This is a genomic window from Serratia sp. CY81684 (genome assembly GCF_052166595.1).
Taxonomy (GTDB): domain Bacteria; phylum Pseudomonadota; class Gammaproteobacteria; order Enterobacterales; family Enterobacteriaceae; genus Serratia; species Serratia nematodiphila.
On sequence record NZ_JBJNOO010000001.1, the window covers coordinates 520,529 to 546,281 of the forward strand.

The following is a 25,753-nucleotide window of genomic DNA, read 5'->3' on the forward strand; positions in this document are numbered from 1 at the left end:
TGAGATTATTTCTCTTATATGGGATTTTTAAGCGGAGTGTGAGCGGTGGATAACGGTTTGGAGACTGCCGACCTGAGGTTGGCGCAGCGGCTGGCGGATTTGCGCCAGCAGCGGGCGTGGTCGCTGGAGGAATTGGCGCAGCGCACCGGTCTTAGCCGGGCGACGCTCTCGCGGGTGGAGCGCGCCGAGACCAGCCCGACGGCGTCGTTGCTGAACCGGCTGTGCGCCGCCTACGGGTTGACCATGTCGCGCCTGTTGAGCGAAATCGAAGACGAGCCGCCGGAGCTGCTGCGGCCGCAGCAGCAACCGGTGTGGGTCGATCGCGCCAGCGGTTTTCACCGTCGCTCCGTTTCCCCACCCGCCGCGCTGTATAAGGCCGAGTTTATCGAAGCCCGGCTTGATGCCGGCGCGCAGATCGATTACGACCTGCCGTCGATTCCGGCGCTGGAACATCATCTCTGGTTGCTGTCCGGGCAGTTGGAATTGATCCTGGAAGAGCGCGTTTTCCGGCTGTCGGCCGGCGACTGTCTGCGCTACCGCCTGTTCGGTGCCTCCCGTTTCCATGTCCCCGGCGATGAGCCGGCTCATTACACGCTCGTTATCTGTAGGCCATAGCCATGATTGAATTGCAACAGTGGGATGCCGCTGCGGCGCAAAGCGCCATTGCCGACTTGGCCGAGATGCTGCACGCCAGCGTGGCGCACGGCGCCAGCATCGGTTTTGTCATGCCCTTTACGCAGGAACAGGCGCAGGCATTTTGGCAGGGGGTGCTGCCGGCTCTGGCGCGGGGAGAGCGTGCGATGCTGGTGGCGCTCGCGAACGGCCGACCGGTCGGCACCGTGCAACTGCTGCTGGCTATGCCAGACAACGGCCGCCACCGCGCGGAAGTGGTCAAGCTGATGGTGCACCCGCAGGCGCGGCGGCAGGGCGTTGCCCGGCTGTTGATGCAGGAAGTGCAGGCGCTGGCGGCGCGTCATCGCCGCAGCCTGTTGGTGCTGGACACCCTGAGCGGCAGCGCGGCGCAGGGGCTGTACCGCCAATTGGGGTTCGAGGCGGCGGGCGACATCCCGCAATACGCCCGCGCCAGCGACGGCGGGGCGTTGGAGGCCACCTGCTATATGTACAAACTGCTGTGACTCTTCGGATACTATTAAGTGAAGTCGATAGCTTGGACGCACTGACACTGATGGCGGAATTGTCGGTGCAGCTGGCTGAGATCACAGGCGATAGCGGTACGTCCTCGTTTGATCCTGCTTCTATAGAAGCGGATGGAGGTTGTTTTATGTTGGTACGCAATGCTGCCGATGTGGCCGTAGCTTGTGGGGCACTGCGTCGATTAACTTCTGGTGTTGCGGAGTTAAAACGAATGTATGTACGTGAGCCTGGCAATGGTATTGGTCGTAAATTATTGCAGGCTCTGGAACAACAGGCTCGATGGTTGGGGTATCGTCAACTGTGGCTGGAAACCCGAAGCGTGAACTTGCGTGCCATCAAGTTTTATCTGGCTCAGGGGTATCGGATACGCGAAAACTATGGCCGTTATCGAGGTAACCCACAGGCGGTCTGTTTCGAGAAAGTTCTGTAATGATGTTGCAAGTTCCTATAGCCATTTGACATTGAAGATCCGTGCCTTGCCTGCTTAGGTTACGTTCAGATTACATCAAAGAGCGGATGCTGCTGCGCTGTTCGGGCGATTAAAATCGAGAGAATTAACGGATTGGCTACTCTGATATTGCTGAAAGTATGTGAAAGTGCTCATTTCACCGAGAAGCGTTGTTGGATTAACTCACAGGGCGGTGCCGATACCGATTTCTCACATTTCTGGTGCCCGCAACCCAGAATTTGAGCATCCGCATTTCTTCGTCTTCATGCCGCCGAACTAACGTCCCCATTGGTTCGGCGGCATGCTCCGCTAATCCCTTTTTGACAAAATATTAGGTTATATGGGGCATTTCTCCCTATTCCTGAATCAGCGCTCGCGCCAGGCCTTGAGCGCCTGTTGGCGCACCTGCAGCTTCTGTTGCGGCGTCAGCTTGTTGTAGTCGCGAGCCAGGCCGCTCTCCCAATCGCCGTACAGCGGGTTGGGCAGCACGATGAATTCGGTGCCGAATTTGTTCTGGTTCTCGCTGACAAACGCCCGGCGCTGCGCATTATCCTGGTGGTAGGTCGCGGCGCCGAAGTCGTTCAGGTTGTCGCCCGCGTACACCACGATGTCATAGCCGGCTTGTTTGATGGCGTCGAAGCGCGCCTGCTTATTGGACGTGTCGGTACTGAGCAAGACGGTTTTTTCCGACATGCCGGTGAAACCGAGCTTCTGCATGTTGGCCACCGTGGCGGCATATTCGCTCTGCTTGCGGTTCGAGACGTAGAACATCGTCCCCTGGTGGGCGTTAACGTAGCGGGCGAACGACACTGCCCCCGGCACTGCGCCGGCCTGTTCGGCCTGTGTCCATTGGGCCCAGGTGGCGCCGTCATACGGCTGGCCCTGTTGCGCCTGCCAGGCGGAGTAGGCGCTGTTGTCCAGCATGGTTTCATCCAGATCGACCACCACCGCCTTTTTGCGGCCCGGCGCGGCCCTGGCCCGATCGAAGGCGCGTTGCGCGCTGTTGAACGCCTGGTGGGCCAGCGCCTGGTATTCGCCGGACTGCTGGAACCAGTTCACCGCCAGCACCGACTGATCCGCCAGCCGCTGCTGGGCCTGGGCGTCGGTGTGCGGCGGCTGCGCGCAACCGGCCAACGTCAGCAGCGCGACGCCAACCGCCGCGCCGAGGGTGAGTTTCCTTGCCTGTTTTCCTGCCATCGTTATCTCTCTCGGTTTTATTTTTGTGGGCTGTCCAGCAGCATATCCATCTCGAACTGGCGCAGAGGATCCTGCCGCCAACCAAGATGCGTAAAGAAGGGGGCGGCCACCTCGGGCACAAAAACGTTGGCGGTCAGCGGCAAAGGGGCGAACTGCGCTTGCAGGGCGGCCAGCAAGGCGCGGGCATGCCCCTGACCGCGGTGCTGCGGCGGCACGTAGATCAGGCGCAGCCAGTAGTGCTCGGCGCCGGGCATCACCACGGCGTAGGCCTGACGATTGAGCGTATAGGCCTGCGGTTTGCCCGGCAGCTTGAACAGCGATTCGGGGGCGATCAACCAGGGCAGGTCGGTGGCGCCTTCCGCCGTCAGGCGATGGCTGACGGTCAGCGGATCGACCGCCTGCAGCGCCGCCGTGCCTGGCGGCACTTCCGCCGGCGCCTGATGGCCGGTCAGGGTGCGCACGATGCGCAGCCCGGCGCGGTGGTACAGCGCCAGCGCGGCGTCGTTGCCTTCGATCACCTCCAACGACAGCCGACGGTCGCCGCGCTGGCGGGCATCCGCCACCAGCCGCTGCATCAGCGCCTTGCCCAGCCCCTGGCCGCGCATCTCCGGGCGCACGGAAAAGGCCGCCACCCGGCTGTGCTGGCCGCGGCGGGCGATCAGCGCCACCGCCACCGGTTCATGGCGGTGGGTGACGATCAGGCTGTCGTTCAGGCTGAGATCTTCGGCGCCGAAGCGGGCGGCGAAGGTTGAACCGTCGAGCACGAAACGCACGATGTAGTTTTCAAAACAGTGGTTGAGGATGTTGGCCAGTTCGTCGCTGCTGTAGCGCAGGGCGTTGTGGTAGTCGAAGCGTCCGTCGTTATGCATGGCTGATTCCGCTCGGGGGAAAGCTATACATGTAGACCCGTTTGTTTTGCAAGGCAAGCGGAGGGATTCGCCGGTGGGGAAAATAAAAACAAAAAAGCCGGACGCAGCCGCCCGGCGAAATAAAACTCTGGGTATCAAGTGACGCTAAAGTTTGCAGTGGTGGTTATTCATTCATCACATCAGAACTGGTAGGTCAGGGCGACAACAACGACGTCGTCGTTTTTCAGACCCAGCTTGTTGTCGTCATCAAGCTGGTTGATTTTATATTCGACATAAGTGGACATGTTTTTGTTGAAGTAATAGGTCGCCGCTACGTCGAAATATTTCACCAGATCGACGTCGCCGATGCCTTCAATATCTTTGCCTTTCTGCTGAACGTAACCCAGCGATGGGCGCAGACCGAAGTCGAATTGATATTGCGCGACCAATTCAATCCCTTCCGCTTTATTGGCGAAGCCGCTAACGGAGGTCGAGTTATTATTGATGGTAGCGGTGCCGGAAATAGGCGCGATATTGCGGCTCTGCGAATAAGTCGCGGCCAGGTAGACATTGTTGTTGTCGTATTTCAGACCGCCGGCCCAGATATCGGCCTTGTCGCCTTTACCGAAGGTGCCCGCCTTTTGCGTGGCGGTGCGGTTGGAAGAGGCATAGGCGGCGCCCACGCTCAGGCCGTCAATGATTTCATAGCTGGAGGAGAGACCCCAGCCGTCGCCGTTCGCCTTGCTGGCGGAGCGGCCGTCGTTTTCGTTCTTGCCCTGGTACTGCACGGCAAATTTCAGGCCGTCAACCAGACCGAAGAAGTTGTTATTACGGTAGGTGGCGACGCCATTGGTACGGCCGTTCATAAAGTTGTCGGTCTTGATATAAGCATCGTCGCCGAATTCAGGGATCATATCCGTCCAGGCGCCGACGTCGTAAATGATACCGTAGTTGCGACCGTAGTCGAAGGAGCCGAGGTCCTTATATTTCAGACCGGCGAAGCCCAGACGCGTTTTGGTGTCTTTGGTGCCGTCGGATTCAGAATGGTTGGCGGCGATCTGATATTCCCACTGGCCATAGCCGGTCAGCATATCGTTAATCTGGGTGGCGCCTTTAAAGCCGATACGGACGTAGGTTTTATCACCATCATTGCCGGCATCATCAGAGAAATAATGCAGGGCTTTCACACGGCCGTAAAAATCGAGTTTGTTGCCGTCTTTATTGTAGATTTCTGCTGCCTGTGCCGCTTGCGCAAGTAAAAGTGCCGGAATAATAACGGCCAGAAGATTACGTTTCATGGGTTACCCTGCTTTATTCGATTGAAAGACGCTTATCATCAGTTGCATTGCTGTTTTACTGTGCCGCCTGATTGTTGGCGGCGGAGAATTTTTACCGTAGTAATGTGATCTATTTATGACAAAAAATTCATTTTCATGTCGAACGATTAAAAAAGTCGCGCAAAGGGTGAATTTTTTCTTCAGCCGATGGTCGGCGGCTGGTCTACAGTTACCGATACCTTGTTCCGCTGCGGGAGGAATCATGCACGATACTTATACTTTGTTCGGTACGCAGGGCTGCGGTTCGACCATCGTGGCCGCCGCGTTGGCGTTGACCGCCTTCCCTTGGGGCTATGAGGAGGTGGATTACACGCAGGACGGCCCGGAGCGCGATCGCCTGTTGGCGCTGAACCCGCTGGGTCAGGTGCCCACCTTAGTGCTGCCCAATGACGAAGTGATGACGGAGAGCGCGGCGATTATCCTGCTGCTGCACGATCGCGCGCCGCACGCCGAATTGGCGCCGCCCGGCGGCTCGCCGCTGTTGCCGCGTTTTCTGCGCTGGCTGCTGTTCATCAACGCGGAGATTTACCCCACTTTCACCTATGCTGACCATCCGCAGCGCTGGCAGCCGCAGGCGGCAGGGGCGGAACAGCTGAAAAACGCAGTGATGAGCTATCGCGAGCGTTTATTGCGGCAGTTGAACGCCGCCGCCGGCGCCGCCGGACCGTGGTTTCTCGGCAAGAGCTTCAGCGCGCTGGATCTGTACGTGGCGGTAATGTGCAACTGGCGGCCGGGCCGCGCGTGGTTCCGGCAACACTGCCCGCGGCTTTACGCCATTGCCGAACGGGTGGAGCGGCGGCCGGAGCTGAATGCGCTGCTGAGCGCCCATTTCGACGGCGTTGCCTCGCTGGAACCGTGAAATCGCCCCGCCGCCTGGCGGGGAACCCTCCCGTTTTTCTGAACTGAGAGTGCCGAAAATCCCGATTTTCACTCGCCTCGGCGGCGGGTAGCGTAAGGCTATCCGCAACTGACAGGAGAGTGTGATGCCATCAAAATCCCAGGCCGGGCAACAGGCGTTCGGCGATATCGCCCCCAAGCTGGCGCAGCTCAGCGACAGCGTCTTGTTTGACGATGTCTGGCAGCGGCCAGAGCTGAGCCCGCGCGAGCGCAGCCTGATCACCGTCGCCGCGCTGGTGGCGCTCAACCGCCTGGAGCAACTGCCGTTTCATCTGCAGCTGGCGCAGCGCAACGGCGTGGCGCATCAGCAGCTGGCCGAGCTCATCACCCATCTGGCGTTTTACGCCGGCTGGCCCGCGGCGGCGTCGGCCGTGGCGCGCTTGCGCGAGCTGGAACCGGAGGCGCCCCATGCCGTTTAGCCGCATCGCCCTGCATCAGGGCAAGTCCGCCGACTATCTGCAAACCTTGTCCGATAGCCTGCATCAGGCGCTGGTGGAGGCCTTCGAGGTGCCGCCGGCGGACAGGTTTCAGGCGATCGATCAATACCGCCCCGGTGAGCTTATCTACGATCGCGACTATCTCGGCGGGCCGCGCAGCGCGGATTTCGTGCTGTTTTACATCACCGCCGGGCGGCCGCGCGACAGCGACACCAAGCGGCGCTTCTACGGGCGGCTGGCGGCGCTGCTGGCGGAAAACCTGCGGCTGAACCCCGAGGATGTGATGGTGGTGATCGCCACCACCCAGTTGGACGAGTGGTCATTCGGCGGCGGGCGCGCCTCAATGATCGATCCGCAGACGTAACTCGGGCTGACGTCGTCGGCGGTCTGTGGGACAATAGCGCCATCATTTCGTTTAGATAAGAGTTGAATGGCGCTCTCCTCCGCAGTTAAAGATCAGATTGGCCAGTGGTACAAAGCCCTGCAGCAGCAAATACCGGATTTTATTTCCCGCGCGCCCCAGCGCCAGATGATCGCCGAGGTGGCCAAGACGCTGGCCGGCGACTACCCGCGCCATCTGGCGATCGAGGCGCCGACCGGCGTCGGCAAAACGCTGTCTTACCTGATCCCGGGCATCGCCGTCGGGCGGGCGGAGAGCAAGCCGCTGGTGGTGAGCACCGCCAACGTGGCGCTGCAGGATCAGATTTACAGCAAGGATTTGCCGCTGCTGAAGAAGATTATCCCCGATCTGAAATTTACCGGCGCCTTTGGCCGCGGGCGTTACGTGTGCCCGCGCAACCTGGCGGCGATGAGCACCGACGTCAGCCAACAGGGCGATCTGACGCTGTTCCTCGACGACGAGCTGGCGCCGTCCAGCGGTGAAGAGCAGGCGCTGTGTCAGAAGCTGACCAAGGCGCTGGCCCGCTTTGAGTGGGACGGGCTGCGCGATCACTATCAGCAGAGCATCGACGATCCGCTGTGGGCCAAGCTGAGCACCGACAAGGCCAACTGCCTGGGGCGCAACTGTCACTACATTCGCGAATGCCCGTTCTATATCGCCCGCAAAGAGATCGAGAACGCCGACGTGGTGGTGGCCAACCACGCGCTGGTGATGGCGGCGCTGGAGACGGAATCGGTGCTGCCGAACCCGAAAGAGCTGCTGCTGGTGCTGGACGAAGGCCACCATTTGCCGGAGGTGGCGCGCGATGCGCTGGAGATCGACGGGGAAATCACCGCGCTGTCGACCAACCTGCAGCTGGACATGATCGTGCGCCAGGTCGAACAGTGCATGACGCAGTACCGGCCGAAGAATCCGCCGGGGCTGGCCAACAGCGAACGGCTGAAAAACCATTGCGAGGAGCTGCGCGAGCTGGTGCAGATCTTCGAGCATCAGGTCAGCGCCTATCTGCCCGGCGACAGCGTGGCGGCCGAGCACCGTTTTGAAATGGGCGAGCTGCCCGCGGAGATGGTGGAGAGCTGCGCGCGGCTGTTCAAACTGACCGATGCGCTGCGCGGGCTGGCGGAGTTCGTGCTTAACGATCTTACCGAACAGACCGGCAAGCACGACATCATGCGTCTGCACCGCTCGATCATTCAGATGAGCCGCACGCTGGGCTATCTGGAGGCGATGAGCAAGCTGTGGCGGCTGGCGGCGCTCGACAAGTCGTCCAACGCGCCGATCTCCAAATGGGTCACGCGCGAACTGCGCGATAACGTCACCCATCTGTATTTGCACTGCGTCGGCATTCGCGTCAGCGATCAGCTGGAAAAGCTGCTGTGGCGCAAGGTGCCGCACGTGGTGGTCACCTCGGCCACGCTGCGTTCACTGAACAGCTTCGCGCGCTTGCAGGAGATGAGCGGGCTGAGCGAGAAGGCCGGCGATCGCTTCGAAACGCTCTCTTCGCCGTTCAATCACGTCGAACAGGGCAAGATTGTTATTCCGCAGATGCGCTACGAACCGGCGCTCGCCAACGAGGCGGAGCACCTCGAGGAGATGGCGCGATGTTTCCGCGCCGAGCAGGCGAGCGGCAAACACAAAGGCATGCTGATCCTGTTCAGCAGCCACCGGGCGATGCAGACTTTCCTCAGCTACGTGACCGATCTGCGGCTGATGCTGCTGGTGCAGGGCGACCAGCCGCGCTACCGGCTGGTGGAAGAACACCGCAAGCGGGTGGAGAAGGGCGTCGCCAGCGTGCTGGTGGGGCTGCAATCGTTCGCCGAAGGGTTGGATCTGAAAGGCGAGCTGCTGACTCAGGTACACATTCACAAAATTGCGTTCCCGCCGATCGACAGCCCGGTGATCATTACCGAAGGCGAGTGGCTGAAATCGCTGAAGCGCTATCCGTTCGAAGTGCAGAGCCTGCCGAGCGCCTCGTTCAACCTGATCCAGCAGGTCGGCCGCCTGATCCGCAGCAACCAATGCTACGGCGAGATCGTGATCTACGATCGCCGGCTGTTGACCAAAAACTACGGTTCGCGGCTGTTGGCGTCGCTGCCGGTGTTCCCGATCGAACAGCGCGCGGTGCCGGAGGCCGACAAGGCGCATCTGGCGGCGCTGAAATCCGCCGCCGACGCGGCCAAAAAAGAGAAGAAGCGCGGCAACCCGTTTGCCCGCAAGCGGCGGCGTTAATCAGAGCAGCGGCGGCAGGCGGCGTTTGACCGGCGTGGTTTTCACGATCGAGGTGTTGCTCTGCGCATGCTCGGCCAGCCGATCGAGGGTGTGGTCGAGCTGTTCCATCGAGTGCGCCACCAGCCGCACGATAAAGCAGTCTTCGCCGGTCACCTTATCGCACTCGACCACTTCCGGGATCGCCTGAATCAGCTGTTCAACCTTCTTCAGCATGCCCGGCAGCGGCTTGATACGCACCAGTGACTCGAAGGCGTAGCCCACCGCCTGCAGATTGACGTTCAGGGTATAGCCCTGGATCACGCCGCTTTCCTCCAGCCGCCGCAGCCTTTCCGACGTGCTCGGCGATGACAGCCCCACCTGCGCGCTCAGCGTCTTCAACGACGCGCGCGCGTCCTGCGCCAAAAGAGTCAGGATCTGGCGATCGATATCATCCATAACGCCTCCGTTAGGTATTTTCTTTATTATAGCTACGAGAAAAAGGCAGTTAAGCATATCTGCCTTTTTTATGCTATGGAAAGCCGCCCCGCGAAGCCGCAAGCTATGCCTCTGGGCAAGTTTGGAGGAACGCAGAATGAATGCAGAGATAAAACGCGGCTCGCTGGAGATGACGGCGGCGATGTTGATTTCCGGCTCCATCGGCTGGTTTGTGCTGATGTCCGGCCAGCCGGTGGTCAACGTGGTGTTTTGGCGCTGCGCGGTGGGGGCGCTGGTGCTGCTGGCGGTGTGCGGCGCGCTGGGGCAGCTGCGGCGCGATGCGCTGACGCGCGCCACGCTGCTGCTGGCGATCGCCGGCGGCGTCGCGCTGGTGATCAACTGGCTGCTGCTGTTTGCCGCCTATTCCTATGCGTCTATCTCCATCGCCACGGCGGTGTACAACACCCAGCCGTTTATGCTGGTGGGGCTGGGGGCGCTGTTTCTGGGGGAGCGGCTGACCGCCCGCAAGCTGCTGTGGCTGGGGCTGGCGTTCGGCGGCATGATGCTGGTGGTGCTGGCGCAGCCGCGGCAGGCGGGGGAACAGAGTCATTATTTGGCGGGCATCGCGCTGGCGCTCGGGGCGGCGTTTTTCTACGCCCTGATGGCGCTGGCGGCCAAGCGGCTGAAGGGCACGCCGCCGCATCTTATTGCGCTGATCCAGGTGGCGGTGGGGGCGGTGATGCTGTTGCCGCTGGTGGATTTCCACGTTTCGGCCAGCGTTGGGCAGTGGGGAATGCTGGCGACGCTCGGCGTGCTGCACACCGGCCTGATGTATGTGTTGATGTACGGCGCCCTGCAGAAGCTGCCGACCAACCTGATCGGCTCACTGTCGTTCATCTACCCGATCGCCGCCATGCTGGTGGATCGCCTGGCGTTTGGCCACCGGCTGTCTGTGTGGCAACTGCTGGGCGCGGCGATCATCCTGCTGGCGGCGGCGGGCATGAACCTGCTGGGCGAGCGGCGAGCGCGGCTGCTGCCGGCCTCGGACGGCCGGCGCGCCGGCTGATGCTCAGCGCGGTTTTTTCAGCCGGCGCCATAAGGTGGTGCGGCTGATCCCGAGCAACCGGGCGGCGGCAGCGTGGTCGCCCCCACATCGCGCCAGGGCTTCGTGGGCGGAGATGGGCGCCGCCTGTGTCTCGGGCGGCGGCGCCACCGCCAGCTCCGGCAGCAGCCACTGCAGGGTCTCGCCGCTCGGCGCAGCGCCGGTGCTCAGCATCAGCGCCACCCGCTCCATCATGTTGCGCAGCTCGCGCAGGTTGCCGGGCCAGGCGTAATGACTCAGCGCGGCGTAGCAGCCGGCCAGGGCGGCGCGCAGCGGCTCCGTCAGCGGCACGTCGAGCGCCGCCAGCGACTGTTTCAGAAAGTGTTCCGCCAGCATCGTGATATCGTCGCCGCGCGCTCGCAACGGCGGCAGCTGCAGCCGCAGGGCGCTCAGGCGGTAGAACAGATCGGCGCGAAAATCGCCCTGTTGAATCGCCTGCTCCAGGCGATTGTGGGTGGCGCTGATAACGCGAAAATCGACCGCCACCGGCTGTTGCCCGCCGACCCGGGTGACGGTTTTTTCTTCCAGCGCCCGCAGCAGCCGGGTTTGCAGGTGCAGCGGCATTTCGCCGATCTCATCCAGAAACAGGGTGCCGCCGTTGGCGGTTTCCAACAGCCCGCGTCGGCCGCCGCGCCGTGAACCGGTGAAGGCGCCTTCCTCATAGCCGAACAGTTCCGCCTCCAGCAGCGATTCGGCGATGGCGCCGCAGTTGATGGCGACGAACGGCGGCGTCGCGCCGCGCCGGGAAAAGTATTCGCGGTGGATCGCCTGCGCCGCCAGCTCTTTGCCGGTGCCGGTTTCGCCTTCGATCAACACCGCCGCCGGCGATCGGGCGTACAGCATGATGGTGCGCCGCGTCTGCTCCATCTGCGGGGAATCGCCCTGTAAATCGCCGAGCCCATAGCGCGGTTGCAGGGTATTGTGCGCGGCGTAGTCGCCGCCGCGTTTGGCGCCGCCCAGCATCAGGCGCGTCACGTCCAGCGCGTCGCTGAAGGCGGCGCGCAGGGTGGCGGCGGAATAGAGAAAAATGGCGGTGAGCCCGGCCTCTTCCGCCAGATCGCTGATGAGGCCGGCGCCGACCACCGCCTGAATGCCGGCGGCTTTCAGCTCGGCGATCTGGCCGCGCGCGTCCTCTTCGGTGACGTAGCTGCGCTGCTCCAGCGGCAGATCGAAGGTTTGCTGGAACTCCAGCAGCGCGGGCAGGGGCGTTTTGTAGGTGATGACGCCGATTCGATCGGCGGTTCTGCGCGCCTGGCTCAGCGCCTGCAGCAGGTCGAAGCCGCCGGGTTTGACCAAAATGACCGGCACCGACAGGCGGCTTTTCAGGTAGGCGCCGTTGGAGCCGGCGGCGATGATGGCGTCGCAAGGCTCGGTCGCCAGGCGAGCGCGGATATGCTGCACCGCCTCCTCAAAGCCGAGGCGGATCGGGGTGATGACCGCCAGATGGTCGAACTCGAGGCTGATATCCCGGAACAGATCGAACAGGCGGGTGATGGAGACGGTCCAGATCACCGGTTTGTCCGGCGTGCGGGGCGGCGTGATGTGATCGCTCATGGTGGGTTACCGAATGAAATTGGCTGCATTAGGTGTAGCCTTGTTTCAGTCATGTTTCAAATATGCCGAGTGAAACCGCGATTGAAACGTTAACTGAAACGTTTTTTATCGCTTGGTCTGCCCAATGGCGACGCGAATTTTATAACTCACTTATTTTTATCGCTTTTAATTTTTTCCCCGCCAAAGTGCAACCTGGCCCGCCCCTTGCTCTGTCTGTTCCATCTAGCTAATCGGAGAGAACGTCATGACGCTGCGCTCACCCGGGCTCGCCTTTCGTCAGGCCCTGAGTAAAGAGAAACCCCTGCAAATCGCCGGCGCGATCAACGCCAACCATGCCCTGCTGGCCCAGCGGGCGGGGTTCCAGGCCATCTATCTTTCCGGCGGCGGCGTGGCGGCCGGTTCGCTGGGGCTGCCGGACCTGGGCATTTCGACGCTGGACGATGTGTTGACCGATATTCGCCGCATCACCGACGTCTGCCCGCTGCCGCTGCTGGTGGATGTCGACAGCGGTTTCGGCGCATCGGCGTTCAACGTCGCCCGCACGGTGCGCTCGGTGAGCAAGGCCGGGGCGGCGGCGCTGCATATCGAAGATCAGGTTGGCGCCAAGCGCTGCGGCCATCGGCCCAATAAGGCCATCGTTTCCACCGAAGAGATGGTGGATCGCATCAAGGCGGCGGTGGATGCGCGCAGCGATCCGGACTTCGTGATCATGGCGCGCACCGACGCGCTGGCGGTGGAGGGGCTGGAGGCGGCCATCGAGCGCGCTCAGGCTTACGTGGCGGCCGGGGCCGACATGCTGTTCCCGGAGGCGATCACCGAACTGGGCATGTACCGCCGCTTCGCCGAAGCGACGCAGGTGCCGATCCTCGCCAACATCACCGAATTCGGCGCGACGCCGCTGTTCACCACCGACGAGCTGCGCAGCGCCCGGGTGGATATGGCGCTGTATCCGCTGTCGGCCTTCCGGGCGATGAATCGGGCGGCGGAGCGGGTGTACCGCGCCCTGCGCGAAGAGGGCACGCAGAAAAACGTCATCGACACCATGCAGACCCGCAACGAGCTGTACGAAAGCATCAACTACTATTTGTTCGAAGAGAAACTCGACGCTCTGTTCGCTCGCCAGCGCGACGAATAAGCGCCATTCACGCAGAAGCCAAATGAGGACAGTATGAGCCAAGCGATCCCCCCGCAAAGCCCGACTGGCGTTAAGCCGAAAAAATCCGTGGCGTTATCCGGCGTGCCCGCCGGGAATACCGCGCTGTGTTCCGTAGGACGCAGCGGCAACGATCTGCACTATCGCGGTTACGACATTCTCGATCTCGCGCGCCACTGCGAGTTTGAAGAGGTGGCCCATCTGCTGATCCACGGCAAGTTGCCCAACCGCGACGAGCTGCAGGCCTATAAACACCGTCTCAAAGCGCTGCGCGGCCTGCCCGCCAGCGTGCGCACGGTGCTGGAGGCGCTGCCGGCGGCGTCTCACCCGATGGACGTGATGCGCACCGGCGTTTCGGCCCTCGGCTGCACCCTGCCGGAAAAAGAACAGCACGGCGCGGCCGGCGCGCGCGACATCGCCGATCGGCTGCTGGCGTCGTTGGGATCGATGCTGCTCTATTGGTATCACTACAGCCACAACGGCGAGCGCATTCAGCCGGAGACCGACGACGATTCCATCGGCGGCCACTTCCTGCACCTGCTGCACGGCGCAGCGCCTTCCGCCAGCTGGGAACAGGCGATGCACGCGTCACTGATCCTGTACGCCGAGCATGAGTTCAACGCCTCGACCTTCGCCGGCCGGGTGATCGCCGGCACCGGATCCGACGTCTATTCGGCGATCGTCGGCGCCATTGGCGCGCTGCGCGGGCCGAAGCACGGCGGTGCCAACGAGGTATCGCTGGAGATCCAGCAGCGCTATGAAACGCCGGACGAAGCGGAAGCCGACATTCGCCGCCGCATCGACAACAAAGAGGTGGTGATCGGCTTCGGGCACCCGGTGTACACCGTCTCCGATCCGCGCCATCAGGTGATCAAAGAGATCGCGCTGCGCCTGTCGCAGGAAGCGGGTGCGATGAAGCTGTATGACATCGCCGACCGGCTGGAAAGCGTGATGCGCGACACCAAAAACATGTTCCCCAACCTCGACTGGTTCTCGGCGGTGTCTTACCACCAGCTGGGGGTGCCTACCGAAATGTTCACACCGCTGTTTGTCATGGCGCGGGTGAGCGGCTGGTCGGCGCACATCATCGAGCAACGGCAGGACAACAAAATCATTCGCCCGTCCGCCAACTATACCGGGCCGGAAGCGCGGGCGTTCGTACCGCTGGATCAGCGCTGAGCGCCGATCGTTATCGTGTCGTTTTCACTATGGAGCCTTTGGGGATCATGATGCTTGAGTCTGCCAACACCGGCCGTCCGCCGTTCGATCGCGAGATGGTCGATATCGTCGATTATGTGATGAAAGAGGCCGTCGATACCCCGGCGGCGTACCGCACCGCCCACTATTGCCTGCTCGATACCCTCGGCTGCGGGCTGGAGGCGCTGAGCTACCCGGCCTGCAAGAAACTGATGGGGCCGGTGGTGCCGGGCGCCGAGGTGCTGAACGGCAGCCGGGTGCCGGGCACCCGCTTCCAGCTGGATCCGGTGCAGGCGGCGTTCAATATCGGCGCCATGATCCGCTGGCTCGACTTCAACGACACCTGGCTGGCGGCGGAGTGGGGCCACCCGTCGGACAACCTGGGCGGGATCCTGGCGGTGGCCGACTGGCTCTCGCGCCAGGCGGTGGCGGCGGGCAAAGCGCCGCTGACCATGCGGCAGGTGCTGATCGCCATGATCAAGGCGCATGAGATCCAGGGCTGCCTGGCGCTGGAAAACGCCTTCAACCGGGTGGGGTTGGATCACGTGCTGCTGGTTAAGGTGGCGTCCACCGCGGTGGTGGCGCAGCTGCTCGGCCTGAGCCGCGAGGCGATCCTGAACGCGGTGTCGCTGGCGTGGGTGGACGGGCAGTCGCTGCGCACCTACCGCCACGCGCCGAACGCCGGCACCCGCAAATCCTGGGCGGCGGGGGATGCGACCGCGCGCGCGGTGCGGCTGGCGCTGATGGCCGCTACCGGCGAGATGGGCTATCCCTCGGCGCTCACGGCGCCGACCTGGGGATTCTACGACGTCTCGTTCAACGGCAAACCTTTCCGCTTCCAGCGGCCGTACGGCGCGTATGTGATGGAGAATGTGCTGTTTAAAATTTCGTTCCCGGCGGAGTTCCATGCCCAGACCGCCGTGGAGGCGGCCATGACGCTGCACCGCCAGATGCAGGCCGCCGGCAAAACCGCCGCCGATATCGCTAGGGTGAGCATCCGCACCCACGAGGCCTGCCTGCGCATTATCGACAAGCAAGGGCCGCTGGATAACCCGGCGGATCGCGATCACTGCATTCAGTATATGGTGGCGATCCCGCTGCTGTTCGGCCGGCTGACGGCGGCCGATTACGAGGTTCGGGTGGCCGAGGATCCGCGCATCGACGCATTGCGCGGCAAGATCCACTGCCATGAAGATCCCGCCTTCACGCGCGATTATCACGATCCGGAAAAACGCTCGATCGCCAATGCGCTGACGGTGGAGTTCACCGACGGCAGCCGTCTGGATGAGGTGGCGGTGGAGTACCCTATCGGCCATGCGCGGCGGCGCGAAGCGGGCATCCCGCTGTTGATCGAGAAGTTCAAAACCAACCTGGCGCGCCAGTTCCCGGCCCTGCAGCAGCAGCGCATTCTCGAGGTGTCGCTGGATCGGCAGCGGCTGGCGCAGATGCCGGTCAACGAGTATCTCGATTTGTGGGTGATCTGACGCGAGCGGCGCTGACAAGCCACGTCGGCGTCGCTATGATGGAGGCTCCATCCTCGTCCGTCTTCTTATCAGGTGATTCATGATTGATGCCGCAACGCTGTTGTTGTTTTCCGGCGCCTGCGTGGCGCTGGCGCTGACCCCCGGCCCGGATATGCTGCTGATCGCTTCGCGCAGCGTCAGCCAGGGGCGGCGCGCCGGTTTCGCTTCGCTGGCGGGCATTCAGCTCGGCACGTACTGCCACGCGCTGGCGGCGGCGCTGGGGTTGTCGCAACTGTTTGTCGCCGTACCGCTGGCTTACGACGCGGTGAGAATGCTGGGCGCGGCCTATCTGCTCTATCTGGCGTGGAAAACGCTGCGATCCGACAGCAGTTTGCAGGCTTCCGCCGGGTTGCAGGCGGTGCCGACCGCGCGCATTTTCCGTCAGGGATTGTTCACCAATATCCTCAACCCGAAGATGGCGCTGTTCGTGCTGGCGCTGTTCCCGCAGTTTATCGATCCGCGCGCCGGCTCAGTGGTGGTGCAGATGCTGGCGCTGGCGACGGTGCTGAATCTGGTCGGCTTGCTGATTAACGGCGGGGTGATCCTGGCGGTCAGCGGCATGAAAAGCCGTTTTGTCGGCCGTCGCTTCAGCGCCCGCTGGCCGAACTATCTGCTGAGCGGCGTGTTCGCCGGGCTGGCCTGCAAACTCATTTTCGACAGCCGTCGTTAATCTTCGCGCAGCAGCGCTTCAAACGCTGCGCTGGCCGGTTCGTCCGGCAGCGCGCTGTACATCACCAGCCGCAGGTGGTTCTCTTCGTCGACGATGAAAGAGGCGTGGTCAAAGGTGACCGGGCCGATCTCCGGGAGGGTGAAGCTGCGCCGCCCCTGGCAACGTCCGTGAATATCATGCTGCCGCCAGAGCTGGCGGAACTGCGGCGATGCCTGCTCCAGCGCCTGTACCCGTTGGCGCATCACCTCATCCTCCGGCGCACGGGCGTAGTCGCGGCGGAAGCTGGCCAGGATTTGCGGCGCCTGCGCCCGCCACTCCAGCAGGCGCGCATTGAGCTGCGGATCGGCAAACAGCATCCACAACATGTTGCGCTCTTGCGCCGGGCGCTCGCCGATGGCGAACAGCCGCTGCGCCGCCGGATTCCAGGCGATGATGTCCCAACTGAGGTTCATGACGTAGGCCGGCCGCAGCGTCAGGTCGTCCAGCAGGCGCCGCACCAACGGCGAAACCTGGCACCACTGATGGCCGACCGGCACCGGCGGGCGCTGATGTGCCAATAAAAACAGGTGGTAGCGGCCGGCGGCATCGAGCTGCAGCACCCGCGCCAGATTTTCCAAAAACGTCACCGACGCATTGATTTCCCTGCCTTGCTCCAGCCAGGTGTACCAGGTGAGGCCGACGCCGGCCAGCGCCGCCACCTCCTCGCGCCGCAAGCCCGGCGTGCGGCGGCGGCTGCCGCTCGGCAAGCCGACTGCCTCCGGCGACAGTTGTTCTCGCTTTTGCCGCAGAAAATCCCCCAGTTCGTGGCGGGTGCGTTCGAGGGTGCGTGGGGGCATGTCGGCCGTCCTGTTGCTGTTAGTAATAGTATAAATGGCTATATAGTAACAGTTTAAACTCTATTCCATACTGCGACCATCATAATCTCTGGAGGTGGTATGGAACATTCATTATCTGTTGAACGGCGGGGATTGCTCGGCCTGCCGGTGCTGCTGTTGGGCGGCTTCGTCACGGTGTTCGATCTGTTTGTGGTCAACGTGGCGGCGCCGGTGATCCAGCAACAGTTCGCCGCCGATTTCGCCGGTATCGGTTTGATCGTCGCCGGTTATGAACTGGCGTTTGGGGTGCTGTTGATCGCCGGTGGGCGTCTGGGCGATCGCTTCGGGCGTCGGCGTTTGTTCAGCCTCGGCATGCTGGGATTCACGCTGAGTTCCCTGTTGTGCGGACTGGCGGGATCGCTCAGCCTGCTGATCGCCGCGCGTATCCTGCAGGGGGCGGCGGCGGCGCTGTTGTTCCCGCAAATTTACGCCTTGATGCGGGTGCTGTACGCGCCGCAACAGCGGCGGCGTGCTTTCGCCTGGCTGGGCATGACACTGGGGTTGGCGGCAATCTTCGGCCAGATCCTCGGCGGATTTATCATCGAGGCCAACCTGTTCGGCAGCGGCTGGCGCATGATCTTTTTGATCAATTTGCCGATCGGCGCGCTGGCGCTGTGGGCGGCGCGACGCATTCCCGAATCGCGGGTGGCGCAGGCGCAGCGGCTGGACGGCGTCGGCCTGTGGCTGGCGGCGGCCGGCCTGTCGCTGTTGCTGCTGCCGTTGCTGGAAGGCCCGGCGCGCGGTTGGCCGTGGTGGATCGCGCCGATGTTGGCATTGGCGCTGCTGACGCTGTGGGGCTTCCTGCGTTGGGAACGCCGCCTGGCGCAGCGCGGTGATGATGCGGTGCTCGATCCGGCGCTGTTCCGCCAGGCGGGCTTCGCGCCGGGTATGGCGGTGGTGCTGGCGATTTATGCCACCGCTTCCTCGTTTTTCTTATGCTTCGCGCTGCTGCTGCAGGCGGGGGCGGGGCTGACGCCTTTTCAGGCGGGCAGCCTGTTCGCCCCGGCCAGCGCGGCCTTTATGCTGGCCTCGATGCTGGCGCCCCGGCTGACGCTGCGTTGGGGCAACGGCGTGCTGAGCGTGGGCGTGGCGATTTACGCCGCCGGGTTGGCGCTATTGATGGCGCAGGCGCTGTGGGGGGAGGCGCTGGCGCATCCGCTGCGGCTGCTGCCGGGGTTGGTGGTGTTGGGATTCGGCCAGGCGCTGAGCATGACGCCGCTGCTGAATCTGGTGCTGGGTTTGGCGCAGGAGCGGCAGGCGGGCATGGCGGCGGGTCTGGTGGCCACCGTGCAGCAGGTGGGGGGCGCGCTGGGTATCGTGGTCAGCGGCGTCGGTTTTGTGCCGCTGTTGGCGAGCGGCGGCGCGGCGGAACGCTATGCCCAGGCCTTTGCCGGTGCGATGCTCTGTAATTTGGTGGCGATGGGCGTCGCCCTGATCTTGTTAAACCGGATCACTCGAAATACTCAGAAAGCGGATCTTAAGTAGGCCGCCGGCGGGTGCTTTACTGTCGTCATCATGAGAGCGCGATAAGGAGCCACACTGATGTTTCAACCCGCCGCATTTCGCGAAGACGATCTGGATGCCCAACTGGCGTTGGTGCGCGCCCACCCGCTGGGGCTGTTGGTCAGCCACGGCGAGCAGGGATTGACGGCCGATCCGCTGCCGTTTCTGGCCGATGTCGAACAGGGGCAGATCCGGCTGCGGGCGCACCTGTCGCGCGCCAACGAGCACTGGCGACGGTTGCAACAGGCGGCGGAATGTCTGGTGATTTTTCAGGGCCAGGAGGGCTATGTGTCGCCCTCCTGGTACCCGAGCAAGCGCCAGACTGGCAAGGTGGTGCCGACCTGGAACTATAGCGTGGTGCAACTGCATGGCGTGCCGACGGTGACGGACGACCCGGCCTGGCTGCGCCGCCAACTGATCGATCTCACCGCGCAGCAGGAAGGGCGGCGTCCTGAACCCTGGCGGCTCGAGGATGCGCCGGCCAACTACATCGCCGCACAGCTTAAAGGCATCGTCGGTATTGAGATCGCCGTCACCCGGCGCGAAGGCAAATGGAAAATGAGCCAAAACCGCAGCGCCGAGGATGCCGGCGGGGTGATCGCCGGGCTGCGCGACGGCGATGAAGCGCAGCGGCGACTGGCGGCGGAGGTTGAGCGGCGGCGCGGATAGGGTATGCTAACCGAAGAGTGGGCTGAGGGAACCTTCGGATGGATTACACCAAAATTATCAAAGAAATAGGCCGCGGCAAAAACCATGCGCGCGATCTGGATCGACAGACCGCCTTTGAGCTGTATCAGGCGATGCTGGCCGGGGAGGTCCCCGAGCTGGAGCTGGGCGGCATTCTGATCGCGCTGCGTATCAAGGGCGAAGCCGAAGAAGAGATGCTGGGTTTTTACCAGGCGATGCAACAGCAGGTCTTGCCGTTGCAGGCGCCGCAGGGGAGGCCATTGCCAGTGGTGCTGCCGAGCTACAACGGCGCGCGCAAGCAGGCCAACCTGACGCCGCTGCTGGCGCTGCTGCTGGCGAAAGTGGGCCTGCCGGTGGTGGTGCACGGCGTGCTGGACGACAGCACCCGCGTGACCAGCGCCGATATTTTCCGCGCGCTTGGGCTGCCGTGGTCGGAACAGGCCGCTCACGCCCAACAGCGTCTCGATAACGGCGAGGCGGTATTCATGCCGGTTTCCACGCTGTCGGCACCGCTGGCGCGGCAGCTCGGGCTGCGTTGGCGCATGGGAGTGCGCAACAGCGCCCATACGTTGGCCAAGCTGGCGACGCCGTTCGGCGAACAGGATGTGCTGCGCCTCGCCAGCGTTTCACACCCGGAGTATGTCGGCCGAGTGGCGTCGTTTTACCGCCAGATTGGTGCCCGCGGGCTGCTGATGCACGGCACCGAAGGCGAAGCCTACGCCAACCCGTTGCGCTGCCCGCAGATTCACCATATCGTCGGCGGCGAACAGCGCGTATTGCTGGAGCGCACCTTGCAGGATGAAACGCCGCTCTTGCCGGCGGCGAAAGACGCGGAAACCACCGCGCGCTGGACCGAGCGCTGCCTGGCCGGCGAGGTGGCGATCCCGCTGGCCATTCAGCGGCAGATCGCCTGTTGTCTGGTGGCCGCCGGTGAAAGCGAGACGCTGGAGCAGGGGCTGCGTCGCCTGCATCAGGCCTAGGCGAGACTATACTGGGATATTTCCTCATCGGCTGAGAAGGACGGTTATGCAACAGGCTCTCGATTACTTCAATCAATTGAACCAGGATTACCTCGACGTTCACCGCGCCAAAGAAGAGCTGTTCTGGCAAAACTACATGGGCACCGGCGGCGAAGACGTCTCGGCGCGCTTTTCCGCCGCCGAAAGCGCCTATAAGCGCTTCGTCGCCGAACCGCGCCGGCTGGCGGAGATCCGCACTCTGCTGGCCGGATTGGAAGCGTTGCCGCAGGAGGCGCAGCGCGATGCGCTGATCCACGGCCTGCAGGGTTGGCTGCGCTTTTTCGACTGCAACGCCATTGAAGATCCGCAGGCGCAGGCGCTGTTGGATCAGATCATCCACGCCGAGTCCGATCTCTACTCGCGCCGCAAGGGCTATCAGGTCACCCATCTGAACGCCGACGGCCAGCGCGTGGCGGCTTCGCTCGGCGAGCTGTTGACCAACCAGGCGACCAACCCGAACGAAGAGTATCGCCGCAGCTCGCAGCAGGCGCTGCGCGATCTGGAGCAATGGCTGCTGCATAACGGCCTGCCGGAGCTGATCGGCCTGCGCAACCGCTTTGCGCGCCAGATGGGTTATCGCAACTATTTCGACTACAAGGTGAACAAGACCGAGCGCATGACGCCGGAGCAGCTGTTCGCCATTCTGGATCGTTTCGAGCGGGAAACCCGCGAGGCCAACGCGCGCAGTCTGCAACAGCTGGCGGCCGAGAAGGGCAGCCAGGCGCTGGAGCCGTGGAACGTGCGCTTCGCCAGCGCCGGCGACGTCACCCGCCAACTGGATCCTTATTTCCCGTTTTCCCGTTCGCTGGAACGCTGGGTCGACAGCTTCAAACGCCTGCACATCGGTTTTGGCGGCGCGGAGATGAACCTCGATCTGCTGGTGCGTAAAGGCAAGTATGAGAACGGCTTCATGCACGGCCCGGTGCCGCCGTTTGTGCGCCAGGGGGAATGGGTGCCGGCGCGCATCAACTTCACCAGCCTGGCGCAGCCGGGGCAGGTGGGCAGCGGCGCTTACGGGCTCAACACCCTGTTCCACGAGGGCGGCCACGCGGCGCACTTCGCCAATATTCGCCAGAATGCGCCGTGCTTCTCGCAGGAGTTCCCGCCGACCTCGATGGCCTATGCTGAAACCCAGTCGATGTTCTGCGACAGCCTGCTGGACGACGCCGACTGGCTGAAACGCTATGCGAAAAACGCCGCCGGTGAGGCGGTGCCCGATGCGCTGATCGAAGCCGGCATCGCGGCGCGCCAGCCGATGCGCGCGTTCAACGAACGCCATATCCTGCTGGTGCCGTACTTCGAGTGGGCGCTGTATCAGTGGGATGACGAGCAGCGCACGCCGGAAGCCATCACCGCGCTGGCGCGCGAGGTTGAGCAGAAGATCCTCGGCATCAGCGGCAGCCCGCGCCCGACGCTGGCGATCCCGCATCTGCTGTCGCTGGAGTCCGCCTGTTCCTATCAGGGTTATTTGCTGGCGATGATGGCGGTGGAGCAAACCCGTCACTTCTTCCTGCAGCGCGACGGTTATCTGACGGACAACCCGGCCATTGGCCCGGATCTGGCGCAACACTACTGGTTGCCGGGCAACAGCGTCAGCCACGACGACACGCTGCGCAGCCTGACCGGCGAAGGGTTTAATCCGGACTATCTGGCGCAGGCCTGCAACCAGACGGTGGCGCAGGCGTGGCATGAGGCGCAGCAGACGATGGCCGCCGCCGCTGCACGCCCGCAGCCGCCGGCGGATTTCGATTTGCAGGCGCATATTCGGGTGGTGGATGGCGAGACGGTATTGGCAGACAATGCCGACGGTGACGAACGGATGTGCCGCGACTTCGCCGCGGCGATAGAGGCGCGTTTGGTTTAAGGCTGACAATAAAATCCACGCGGAAGCGTGGATTTTATTTAATGGTTAAAACCAGGCGTGATTTTATTCGAAATAGACGTCGGGATTATCGGCCAGAGACACGAAGCTCTTGGTGTTTCTATCCAGCGTGCGAATTTCGCCGCTTTCGATGTCGTACACCCAGCCGTGCAGGCGCAGCCCGCTGTTGCGCAGACCCACCGCCACAGAAGGATGGGTTTTGATATTATTTAGCTGAGCAATAACGTTCTCTTCCACCATAGCGTTAACTTTGTCTGTTTCGCTATTCCAGGTTTTCTTCTCGACCACCGCTTTTGCCGCATCCGCATAGTGCAGCCAGTGAGCTACCGCAGGCATGGGGTCGAGGCACTGGCAAGACGCGATAGCCTTCATGGCGCCACAGTTCGAGTGGCCACAAATCACGATATCGGTAACACCCAATGCCACCACCGCGTACTCGATGGTCGCAGAAACCCCGCCCGGCTCCGGGCCAAAGGAAGGAACGATGTTGCCGGCGTTGCGGATAACGAACAGTTGCCCAGGTTCTTGCTGCGTCACCAGCTCGGGCACCAGACGGCTGTCAGAACAGGAGATGAAAAGCGCTTTAGGATTTTGGCTGGAGGCAAGGCTGCGAAACAGTTCCTTACGCTGTGGGAAAATCTCTTTCTGGAAACTGAGGAAACCTTCAATGATATGTTGCATACAACGCTCTCTGCATCTGTAGTCTGCGTAACATGATAATCATCCTCTCCCGTTAGTCCAGCCATGGGCAGGTAAAAAAATGTGTGTGTAAGCCCCCCGCAAACCCCATTGAATACAGGGTTTATGCCTGTTTGCGACAGAGTTTTCCGGCTTGTTGGCGCGTGGGGTGCTGATAAAGCGGACGGCAAGAAATTCGCTGTTGTGCCCATTCAGCGCTGACGTACGCGAACATAAAAAAAGCCCGCCGGGGTGATATCCGGCGGGCTTTTTGACGTCTGGGGCGGCGATTATTTGTAGATAACCGCGGTCGCGTGCATCAGGTTATTGCCGCTGGTGGAGGTGATGGTGAAAGCCTTGGCGCCTGCGGCATCGGCTTTGGCGGCCAGCTGAGACTTCAGGCTGCTCAGGTCGGTTGCGCCGCTGGCGACGATCACGCCGGCTTTTTCGAATTGGGCGGCATCTTGGGCGCTGACGTGTTCAGCGGCGAAAGTGGTGAAAGAAGCGGTGGCCAGGGCGATAGCAGCAGCAAAAGTTTTGATGGTTTTCATGTTGGTCATTCCTGTCAAAGTGAATTAGGGAGAAAGGGGTTTACCTTTCGATGGGAGGATTATTGCGCAGTAACAGGCGGGATGAAATCGGAGAGTGTTGACAGTTTTGTTCAGATTTTTTGATTGTTAATTCCCCCGTTCATCTTCTGCATAAACAGGGGGAGACGATCAGCGCGTCGGGCGCGCCAGATCGAAACGGTGCTGTTCGGAAATGCCGTAGTAGGCGCTCGGGCCGCCGGCGCGCAGGATAGGTTCGGCAGCGGCGGTCTGGTAGACGCCGTGTTCGTCCAGCAGCGCCGGATCGAGGTGCACCGCCACCACTTCGCCCAATATCAGCCAGGTCTCCACCTGTTCGCCGGCGGCGGTTTGCAGCTGAATGCACTGGGTCAGCCGGCATTCGAAGTTCACCGGGCTTTCGGCCACGCGCTCGGCTTTGACCCGGCGCCCGGGCAGCGGCGTGACGCCGGCGAAGGCGAATTCGTCCTCACCGCGCGGCAGGTTGATGGAACTGTTGTTCATCGCTTCCGCCAGCGGGCGTGTCGCCAGGTTCCAGACGAACTCACCGGTTTCCACGATATTCGTCACGCTGTCTTTCCAGCCGGTGCTGGCGAAACCGATGATTGGCGGGCGATAGTTGAAGCAGTTGAAAAAGCTGTAGGGCGCCAGATTACGCAAGCCGGCGACGCTGCGGGAAGAGATCCAGCCGATGGGGCGCGGGCCGACGATGGCGTTCAGCGGATCGTGCGGCAGGCCGTGGCCGGCGGCGGGTTCATAATAATAACGAGATTCACGGCTCATGGGGGCCCCTGTGGCAATCGATGAAGCTTTCATTGTGCCGGGTTTCCCGCCGCTGCGCCATTCCGGGCCGGATGTGTTATCTTACGCGCCGGAAATACCTTCAAGAGAGCCCGTCACGGTGGAAAAAAAGAAAACCTTCCCGCAGCAGAAAAGCGGCCTGCATCCGCGCAACCGTCATCGTTCGCGCTACGACTTCCCGGCGCTGATCGCCAGTTGCCCGGCGCTGGCGCCGTTCGTAAAACCGAACGCCTGGGGCGATGTCTCGGTGGACTTCGCCGATCCGGCGGCGGTGAAAATGCTCAACCGTGCGTTGCTGCAACACTTTTACGGCATCGAACACTGGGATATTCCGGCTGATTATCTGTGCCCGCCGATCCCCGGCCGCGCCGACTATCTGCATCACCTGGCGGATCTGCTGGCGACCAGCAACGGCGGCGAGATCCCGCGCGGCAAGGGCGTGGCGATCCTCGACGTCGGCGTCGGCGCCAACTGCATTTACCCGATCGTCGGCCTGCGCGAATACGGTTGGCGTTTCACCGGCTCCGAAATCGATCCGGTGTCGCTCAACTCGGCCAAGATGATCGTCGAGATGAACCCGACGCTGCGCAACAGCGTGCGCCTGCGGCTGCAAAAACAGCCTGAGCTGATTTTTAGCGGCATTATCGGCGCGGCCGAGAAATTTGACGCCACCCTGTGCAACCCGCCGTTCCACGCGTCCGAGCAGGAAGCGCGCGCCAGCACCCGCCGCAAGCTGCATAAACTGGGCAAAGGGGAAGTGGCCGACAAGCCGGTGCAAAACTTCGGCGGCAAGAACAACGAGCTGTGGTGCGAAGGCGGCGAAGAAGCCTTTGTGCGCAAGATGGTGGCAGAGAGCGTCGGCAAGGCCAACAACTGCCTGTGGTTCACCTCGCTCATCTCGAAAAACACCACGTTGCCGGCCATCTACCATGCGTTGAACGTGGCGGGGGCGGCCGAGGTGCGCACTATCGAGATGGCGCAAGGGCAGAAGATCAGCCGCTTCGTCGCCTGGACCTTCCACGACGCCGAGCAACAGGCCGCCTGGGCAGCCGAACGCTGGCGCTAGGTCTTCAGGTGCCTCGGTATGGGAGCAAAGTCCCATACCGAGAATCGGTTCTCCCCGTTTTATTGACTTATCGCATCAGCATTTCTTAACTGTAGTCATACCTATAAAAACCCCT

The 25,753-nt window shown here is 62.4% G+C and carries 26 protein-coding genes; 17 read left to right on the top strand and 9 right to left on the bottom strand.

Features of this window, described 5'->3' with window-relative positions; genetic code table 11:
* The first annotated feature begins 45 nt into the window (after positions 1-45).
* From ACJ8QF_RS02605 to ACJ8QF_RS02615, 3 genes are read left to right on the top strand one after another with little or no spacing between them, the layout of a single operon-like run.
* On the top strand, positions 46-615 hold the full coding sequence (locus tag ACJ8QF_RS02605; RefSeq protein ID WP_004939334.1) for a helix-turn-helix domain-containing protein: 570 nt from the start codon (positions 46-48) through the stop codon (positions 613-615).
* 2 nt (positions 616-617) lie between these two features.
* Complete coding sequence (locus ACJ8QF_RS02610; protein ID WP_004939331.1) at positions 618-1,136, top strand: GNAT family N-acetyltransferase; 519 nt, start codon at positions 618-620, stop codon at positions 1,134-1,136.
* A 32-nt stretch (positions 1,137-1,168) separates the two neighbouring features.
* Complete coding sequence (locus ACJ8QF_RS02615) at positions 1,169-1,585, top strand: GNAT family N-acetyltransferase (protein WP_228009653.1); 417 nt, start codon at positions 1,169-1,171, stop codon at positions 1,583-1,585.
* A 384-nt stretch (positions 1,586-1,969) separates the two neighbouring features.
* Here the strand turns inward: ACJ8QF_RS02615 and ACJ8QF_RS02620 are convergent, their stop codons facing one another.
* From ACJ8QF_RS02620 to ompC, 3 genes are all read right to left on the bottom strand, one after another.
* Positions 1,970-2,800, bottom strand: coding sequence for a 5'-nucleotidase, lipoprotein e(P4) family (locus tag ACJ8QF_RS02620; RefSeq protein ID WP_280630792.1), 831 nt, complete (start codon positions 2,798-2,800; stop codon positions 1,970-1,972).
* Between the two features lie 17 nt (positions 2,801-2,817).
* Positions 2,818-3,669 (bottom strand): GNAT family N-acetyltransferase, encoded by an 852-nt coding sequence (locus ACJ8QF_RS02625; protein ID WP_280630791.1) that lies wholly within the window; start codon positions 3,667-3,669, stop codon positions 2,818-2,820.
* 179 nt (positions 3,670-3,848) lie between these two features.
* A complete protein-coding gene (ompC, locus tag ACJ8QF_RS02630) occupies positions 3,849-4,946 on the bottom strand; it encodes a porin OmpC (RefSeq protein ID WP_004939326.1) in 1,098 nt (365 codons plus the stop codon).
* Between the two features lie 241 nt (positions 4,947-5,187).
* On the opposite strand from ompC, the gene ACJ8QF_RS02635 reads away from it, so the two are divergent.
* The 4 genes from ACJ8QF_RS02635 (at position 5,188) to dinG (ending at position 8,948) form a co-directional block, all read left to right on the top strand.
* Positions 5,188-5,844: a glutathione S-transferase family protein gene (locus tag ACJ8QF_RS02635; protein ID WP_049187275.1), complete on the top strand. Its 657-nt coding sequence runs from the start codon at positions 5,188-5,190 to the stop codon at positions 5,842-5,844.
* A gap of 124 nt (positions 5,845-5,968) precedes the next feature.
* The gene (locus tag ACJ8QF_RS02640) at positions 5,969-6,301 is read left to right on the top strand and encodes a carboxymuconolactone decarboxylase family protein (protein WP_049187276.1); all 333 of its coding nucleotides are present in this window, start codon (positions 5,969-5,971) and stop codon (positions 6,299-6,301) included.
* Positions 6,291-6,683 (top strand): tautomerase family protein, encoded by a 393-nt coding sequence (locus ACJ8QF_RS02645; RefSeq protein WP_015377136.1) that lies wholly within the window; start codon positions 6,291-6,293, stop codon positions 6,681-6,683. Before ACJ8QF_RS02640 ends, ACJ8QF_RS02645 begins: the two co-directional genes overlap by 11 nt.
* A 66-nt stretch (positions 6,684-6,749) precedes the next feature.
* Positions 6,750-8,948, top strand: a complete 2,199-nt coding sequence (gene dinG / locus ACJ8QF_RS02650; protein WP_280630788.1) for an ATP-dependent DNA helicase DinG — start codon at positions 6,750-6,752, stop codon at positions 8,946-8,948.
* Here the strand turns inward: dinG and ACJ8QF_RS02655 are convergent, their stop codons facing one another.
* Positions 8,949-9,383: an Lrp/AsnC family transcriptional regulator gene (locus ACJ8QF_RS02655; RefSeq protein ID WP_038880548.1), complete on the bottom strand. Its 435-nt coding sequence runs from the start codon at positions 9,381-9,383 to the stop codon at positions 8,949-8,951.
* A 136-nt stretch (positions 9,384-9,519) separates the two neighbouring features.
* On the opposite strand from ACJ8QF_RS02655, the gene ACJ8QF_RS02660 reads away from it, so the two are divergent.
* Positions 9,520-10,428 (top strand): DMT family transporter, encoded by a 909-nt coding sequence (locus ACJ8QF_RS02660; protein ID WP_442537234.1) that lies wholly within the window; start codon positions 9,520-9,522, stop codon positions 10,426-10,428.
* Positions 10,429-10,431: 3 nt separating this feature from the next.
* Here ACJ8QF_RS02660 and prpR read toward each other — a convergent pair whose 3' ends face one another.
* Positions 10,432-12,018: a propionate catabolism operon regulatory protein PrpR gene (gene prpR / locus ACJ8QF_RS02665; RefSeq protein ID WP_265261226.1), complete on the bottom strand. Its 1,587-nt coding sequence runs from the start codon at positions 12,016-12,018 to the stop codon at positions 10,432-10,434.
* Positions 12,019-12,262: 244 nt separating this feature from the next.
* Between prpR and prpB the strand changes: the two genes are divergently transcribed.
* The 4 genes from prpB (at position 12,263) to ACJ8QF_RS02685 (ending at position 16,561) form a co-directional block, all read left to right on the top strand.
* A complete protein-coding gene (gene prpB / locus ACJ8QF_RS02670) occupies positions 12,263-13,153 on the top strand; it encodes a methylisocitrate lyase (protein ID WP_103085787.1) in 891 nt (296 codons plus the stop codon).
* A gap of 33 nt (positions 13,154-13,186) precedes the next feature.
* Positions 13,187-14,350 carry a bifunctional 2-methylcitrate synthase/citrate synthase gene (gene prpC / locus ACJ8QF_RS02675; protein WP_004939298.1) on the top strand — a complete coding sequence of 388 codons (1,164 nt, stop codon included), beginning with the start codon at positions 13,187-13,189 and terminating at the stop codon, positions 14,348-14,350.
* Between the two features lie 50 nt (positions 14,351-14,400).
* On the top strand, positions 14,401-15,852 hold the full coding sequence (locus ACJ8QF_RS02680) for a bifunctional 2-methylcitrate dehydratase/aconitate hydratase (protein WP_442537413.1): 1,452 nt from the start codon (positions 14,401-14,403) through the stop codon (positions 15,850-15,852).
* Positions 15,853-15,931: 79 nt separating this feature from the next.
* Positions 15,932-16,561 carry a LysE family translocator gene (locus ACJ8QF_RS02685; RefSeq protein ID WP_442537235.1) on the top strand — a complete coding sequence of 210 codons (630 nt, stop codon included), beginning with the start codon at positions 15,932-15,934 and terminating at the stop codon, positions 16,559-16,561.
* On the opposite strand, the gene ACJ8QF_RS02690 is transcribed toward ACJ8QF_RS02685, so the two are convergent.
* The gene (locus ACJ8QF_RS02690; RefSeq protein WP_154870582.1) at positions 16,558-17,397 is read right to left on the bottom strand and encodes a helix-turn-helix transcriptional regulator; all 840 of its coding nucleotides are present in this window, start codon (positions 17,395-17,397) and stop codon (positions 16,558-16,560) included. The two genes, ACJ8QF_RS02685 and ACJ8QF_RS02690, sit on opposite strands and share 4 nt — an antisense overlap.
* Before the next feature lie 99 nt (positions 17,398-17,496).
* On the opposite strand from ACJ8QF_RS02690, the gene ACJ8QF_RS02695 reads away from it, so the two are divergent.
* From ACJ8QF_RS02695 to ACJ8QF_RS02710, 4 genes are read left to right on the top strand one after another with little or no spacing between them, the layout of a single operon-like run.
* Positions 17,497-18,921, top strand: a complete 1,425-nt coding sequence (locus ACJ8QF_RS02695; protein ID WP_442537236.1) for an MFS transporter — start codon at positions 17,497-17,499, stop codon at positions 18,919-18,921.
* A 57-nt stretch (positions 18,922-18,978) separates the two neighbouring features.
* The gene (locus ACJ8QF_RS02700) at positions 18,979-19,608 is read left to right on the top strand and encodes an FMN-binding negative transcriptional regulator (RefSeq protein ID WP_131164502.1); all 630 of its coding nucleotides are present in this window, start codon (positions 18,979-18,981) and stop codon (positions 19,606-19,608) included.
* 38 nt (positions 19,609-19,646) lie between these two features.
* Positions 19,647-20,606 carry a DNA-binding protein YbiB gene (gene ybiB / locus ACJ8QF_RS02705; RefSeq protein WP_275095597.1) on the top strand — a complete coding sequence of 320 codons (960 nt, stop codon included), beginning with the start codon at positions 19,647-19,649 and terminating at the stop codon, positions 20,604-20,606.
* A 46-nt stretch (positions 20,607-20,652) separates the two neighbouring features.
* Positions 20,653-22,509, top strand: coding sequence for a M3 family metallopeptidase (locus ACJ8QF_RS02710; RefSeq protein WP_275095598.1), 1,857 nt, complete (start codon positions 20,653-20,655; stop codon positions 22,507-22,509).
* A 63-nt stretch (positions 22,510-22,572) separates the two neighbouring features.
* Here the strand turns inward: ACJ8QF_RS02710 and ACJ8QF_RS02715 are convergent, their stop codons facing one another.
* From ACJ8QF_RS02715 to ACJ8QF_RS02725, 3 genes are all read right to left on the bottom strand, one after another.
* Positions 22,573-23,208, bottom strand: a complete 636-nt coding sequence (locus tag ACJ8QF_RS02715) for a carbonic anhydrase (RefSeq protein WP_004939270.1) — start codon at positions 23,206-23,208, stop codon at positions 22,573-22,575.
* Between the two features lie 287 nt (positions 23,209-23,495).
* The gene (gene bhsA / locus ACJ8QF_RS02720; protein ID WP_004939265.1) at positions 23,496-23,756 is read right to left on the bottom strand and encodes a multiple stress resistance protein BhsA; all 261 of its coding nucleotides are present in this window, start codon (positions 23,754-23,756) and stop codon (positions 23,496-23,498) included.
* Between the two features lie 168 nt (positions 23,757-23,924).
* Positions 23,925-24,554 (bottom strand): flavin reductase family protein, encoded by a 630-nt coding sequence (locus ACJ8QF_RS02725; protein WP_442537237.1) that lies wholly within the window; start codon positions 24,552-24,554, stop codon positions 23,925-23,927.
* A 118-nt stretch (positions 24,555-24,672) separates the two neighbouring features.
* On the opposite strand from ACJ8QF_RS02725, the gene rlmF reads away from it, so the two are divergent.
* Entirely contained in the window at positions 24,673-25,638 is a 966-nt protein-coding gene (gene rlmF, locus ACJ8QF_RS02730) for a 23S rRNA (adenine(1618)-N(6))-methyltransferase RlmF (protein ID WP_192839580.1), read from the top strand.
* Positions 25,639-25,753 lie beyond the last annotated feature (115 nt).